This window comes from Neisseria sp. P0021.S005 (assembly GCF_051956955.1).
This window is the reverse complement of sequence record NZ_JBQCWY010000330.1, coordinates 1-3,339: the sequence shown is the minus strand read 5'-3', so window position 1 is coordinate 3,339 and position 3,339 is coordinate 1. Positions and strand designations below refer to the sequence as shown.

Genomic DNA, 3,339 nt, shown 5'->3' with positions numbered 1-3,339 from the left:
ATTTTTTATAAAATTCGACAGTCTATTAATTCAAAAGTAAATGAAATGAGGCGGAAAAACGCTTTTTGCTAAAATGTAACACCCTGAAACGATTGTTTCAGGCCGTCTGAAAAATAAATCGAACACATTATGACATCTTCCACACATCCCCAAAAAAACTGTTTCCATTGCGGACTTGAAGTCCCGGAGCATCTGCATCTGACGGTTCGTTTTGAAGACGAAGAACACGAAACCTGCTGCGCCGGCTGCCAAGCGGTGGCGCAGAGTATCATTGATGCCGGTTTGGGCAATTATTACAAACAGCGTACCGCAGACGCGGAAAAATCTGAATTGCCGCCGCCGGAAGTGTTGTCACAATTAAAGCTGTACGATTTGCCCGAAGTGCAGGCGGATTTTGTCGAGGTCGGCGCAGGGGATGAGCGCGAGGCGGTGTTGATGCTGGGCGGCATTACCTGCGCCGCGTGTGTGTGGCTGATTGAACAACAGTTGTTGCGCATGAAGGGCGTGGTGCGCGTGGATTTGAATTATAGTACCCACCGCTGCCGCGTGGTGTGGGACAGCGCCCACATCGAATTGTCGGACATTTTGCTGAAAATCCGCCAAACCGGTTATACCGCCGCGCCTTATGATGCGCAAAAAATCGAAGTGCAGGCGCAGAAGGAGCGTAAGCAGTTTATCGTCAGATTGGCCGTGGCCGGACTGGGTATGATGCAGACGATGATGTTTGCTCTGCCGACTTATTTTTACGGCGGCGACATCGAGCCGCTTTATTTGGAAATCCTGCATTGGGGCGGCTTTTTGATGGTGTTGCCCGTTGTGTTTTACAGCGCGTTGCCATTTTACCGCGGCGCATGGCGCGACTGGAAAAACCGCCGTGTCGGCATGGATACGCCGATTGCCATTGCCATTGTGATGACCTTTATTGCGGGTATTTACAGCCTGGCCACCAACGCAGGGCAGGGCATGTATTTTGAATCTATCGCCATGCTGCTGTTTTTCCTGTTGGGCGGGCGTTTTATGGAACAGATTGCCCGACGCAAAGCAGGCGATGCGGCGGAGCGGTTGGTCAAACTGGTTCCGGCATTCTGCCACCGTTTGCCATCTTATCCGGAAAGTGAAGCCATCGAAGAAGCCGCAGTCGTCCGCCTCAATATCGGCGATACGATTGTTGTGAAGCCCGGCGAAGTCATTCCGGTGGACGGTACGGTTTTATCCGGCGAGAGTGAAGTTAACGAAGCCATGTTGACCGGCGAAAGCCTGCCCATCGTGAAAAGGCCGTCTGAAAAAGTAACCGCCGGCACGCTCAACACCAGCAGCCCTTTAATCATCCGCACCGACCATACCGGCGGCAACACGCGCCTGTCCCATATCGTCAAACTGCTCGACCGTGCGCTGGCGCAAAAACCGCGTGCCGCCGAGTTGGCCGAAAAATACGCGTCCAGTTTTGTATTTGGCGAGCTCTTGCTTGCAGTTCCTGTTTTTATCGGCTGGGCTTGGTATGCCGATGCGCACACCGCCTTGTGGATTACCGTTGCCCTGCTGGTCATTACCTGTCCGTGTGCCTTATCGCTTGCCACTCCGACCGCACTGGCTGCTTCTACCGGTGCGCTTGCCAAAGACGGCATTCTCATCAGCGGCAAACAAAGCTTGGAAACGCTTGCTCAAATTGACGATGTCGTGTTCGATAAAACCGGTACGTTGACCAAAGGGCAGCTTTCCGTCAGCCGTATGTTGTCCGCAGGCCGTCTGAACGAGGCCCAAGCCCTTGCCGTTGCCCAAGCATTGGAGCAGCAATCCGAACACCCCATCGCCCGTGCCATTTTGAACCATACGCTTTCAGATGGCCCCATATCCGCGCTTGATGTGAAAGTGCAGCAACGGATCAACCGTATCGGACACGGCGTCAGCGCGCAAATCGAATTTGATGGCGAAATCCAGGTTTGGGCTTTGGGCAAAGCGGCATTTGTTTCTGAGATCGCCGGTAATCTGCCTGAAACATTTGCCCATATCGACCACACAGGCAGCATTATTTTCTTGGGCAATCAAAGCGGTTTTCAGACGGCCTTTTTGCTAGAAGACCAAATCAAAGACAGCGCCGCTGAAATGTTGCAAAACCTGAAACAACACGGCATCCGTCTGCACCTTTTAAGCGGCGACCGTCAGGCTGCCGTAGCCCAAGTCGCGCAAGAGCTGGGTTTGGATGCCTATCGTGCCGAAGCCACGCCTGAAGACAAGCTGGCTTATGTGGAAAATCTGCAAAAACAAGGGCGTAAAGTCATGATGATCGGCGACGGGATCAACGATGCCCCCGTCCTTGCCCAAGCCGACGTATCGGCTGCCGTGGCCACGAGTGCCGATGTGGCGCGAGACGGTGCGGATGTGGTTTTGCTCAATGATGATTTGAACGTTTTACCCGTGATGATGGAACAGGCACGCCGTACCCATCAAATCATCCGCCAAAACCTGACTTGGGCGAGCGCATACAATCTGGTTGCCGTTCCGCTGGCCGTGTTTGGTTACGTTACCCCGTGGATCGCCGCGCTCGGCATGAGTTTCAGCTCGCTGCTGGTATTGGGCAATGCCTTGAGATTGTTGAAAACCAAAAAGGCCGTCTGAAAACGGCAAATCCATTGCCTAAATGAAAGAATACGCCATGCCTAAAGCCACTTTTTATACACACGTCGCCCAGCCGGCCGCCTTTGCCTGCCGCCTGATTGCCCGCGCCATACGCGATGGCGGGCAGATTTTGGTATGGTCGGATTCTGCTGCGGCCATGCAGCAACTCGACATTGATTTGTGGCAGCAGATTCCCGAAAGCTTTATTCCGCATGAAGTCTGGCTGCCTACCGACCCCATGCCGTCTGAAACGCCGGTATTGCTTGCGTTTGGAAACTCATTGCCGAATATTTCGCAAGATTGCACGGTTTTGAACCTGTCTGCCGATTTCTGGAGCCAAGCCCCGGCCATTCCAAATCGTATCCTTGAGATTGTGGGCAATAGCTTAGAAGATTTGGCCGAAGCCCGAGACCGTTTTCGAGCTTATCGTCAGAGCGGATTTGAGATTGAGCATTTTTCGAGAGAAGGGAAGGATTGAGTATTGAAACAGCAAGGTTTTAATATAAAAGGCCGTCTGAAACAATAAAGTTTCAGACGGCCTTTTGATTGGCTGGAATTAGTTGCCCAAGTCGAATGCTTTATGTAGAACGCGGGTGGCCAGTTCCATGTATTTTTCGTCAATCAGGACGGATACTTTGATTTCGGAAGTTGAAATCATTTGGATGTTGATGCCTTCTTCTGCGAGGGTGCGGAAGATTTTGGCGGCTACGCCGACGTGTGAAC

Annotated in this window: 3 protein-coding genes; 2 read left to right on the top strand and 1 reads right to left on the bottom strand. The window is 52.4% G+C overall.

From position 1 onward, the window contains the following. The first annotated feature begins 129 nt into the window (after nt 1-129). Complete coding sequence (locus tag ACTHUE_RS13650; protein ID WP_070461338.1) at nt 130-2,616, top strand: heavy metal translocating P-type ATPase; 2,487 nt, start codon at nt 130-132, stop codon at nt 2,614-2,616. Nucleotides 2,617-2,653: 37 nt separating this feature from the next. Beyond that, nucleotides 2,654-3,094, top strand: a complete 441-nt coding sequence (locus ACTHUE_RS13645; protein ID WP_070461505.1) for a DNA polymerase III subunit chi — start codon at nt 2,654-2,656, stop codon at nt 3,092-3,094. A gap of 78 nt (nt 3,095-3,172) precedes the next feature. Here the strand turns inward: ACTHUE_RS13645 and ACTHUE_RS13640 are convergent. Next, nucleotides 3,173-3,339 (bottom strand): ACT domain-containing protein (locus ACTHUE_RS13640; RefSeq protein WP_440423050.1); only part of this gene is annotated, 167 nt, incomplete at its 5' end.

Excerpts from the sequence above, each read along its gene's own strand:
- ACTHUE_RS13650 (WP_070461338.1), top strand. The coding sequence starts at position 130 with ATGACATCTTCCACACATCCCCAAAAAAACTGTTTCCATTGCGGACTT.
- ACTHUE_RS13645 (WP_070461505.1), top strand. The coding sequence starts at position 2,654 with ATGCCTAAAGCCACTTTTTATACACACGTCGCCCAGCCGGCCGCCTTT.